Raw genomic sequence first — 745 nt, 5'->3', positions numbered from 1 at the left:
GGCACTGTCTAGTTGAGTGAGTTTGAGAAGCGAGGAGGCTGTAGCGAGAAGTGCCTATGCAACTCGCAGACCTCCTCAGCGAGACGTTGGAAGAGGACAGTCAAGACGTTTGGGAGAACGAGCGCACCCCGACACCCGTCCGGCGGTTTGGGGTGCGTCTCCACGCGGCTGGGCTGTCGATCAGGGAGACGGTCGCCATCTTAGACCTGCTGGGTGTCGATCGCTCTCATGGCGCGGTCTGGAACTGGGTTCACACGCTGTCTGAAGCACAGAGCGACCCGCCGACGGCGTCGCCGTCGCGGGTCGCGGTCGATGAGAAACAAATCGAGATAGACGGTCAAAAGAAGTGGCTCTACGCCGCTATCGACACCGAATCGAAGCTGTTACTCGAAGTTGACGTGTTCAGCCGCCGCGGGACTGACCCCGCGGCGGCGTTCTTGCATCGGCTTATCGAGAAACATGATGTGGCCGACACAGAGTTTCTCGTGGATGCTGGTGGCTATCTGACTGCCCTTGCTCGTCACGAGTTGAGCGGTCAGCTCGACTACCAGATCCGGAACCACATCGAAAAATGGTTCCAGACTGTTACCATGCGCATCGACCGCTTCCACTCGTTTTGGCGGGGCAGTCAGACAAGCGCGAAACAGTGGTTACGACGCTTTAGACACCACTACAACCACGAACGACCGAATCAAGCACTCGATGGACAGACGCCAGCTGAGCAGATCCAGAACTAGACAGTGCC

The 745-nt window shown here is 58.1% G+C and carries 1 protein-coding gene; it reads left to right on the top strand.

What is annotated here, in order from left to right; all coding sequences use genetic code 11:
- Positions 1–56: 56 nt before the first annotated feature.
- Complete coding sequence (locus MU521_RS21310; protein WP_250864861.1) at positions 57–737, top strand: IS6 family transposase; 681 nt, start codon at positions 57–59, stop codon at positions 735–737.
- Positions 738–745: the final 8 nt, after the last annotated feature.

This window comes from Halorientalis regularis, from assembly GCF_023698535.1.
Taxonomy (GTDB): Archaea; Halobacteriota; Halobacteria; order Halobacteriales; family Haloarculaceae; genus Halorientalis; species Halorientalis regularis.
The sequence above is the reverse complement of the archived record's forward strand: the minus strand, read 5'-3'. Positions and strand labels throughout refer to the sequence as shown.

What these genes read in the sequence shown, in the direction of transcription:
- MU521_RS21310 (WP_250864861.1), top strand. Translation starts at nt 57, where the DNA reads ATGCAACTCGCAGACCTCCTCAGCGAGACGTTGGAAGAGGACAGTCAA.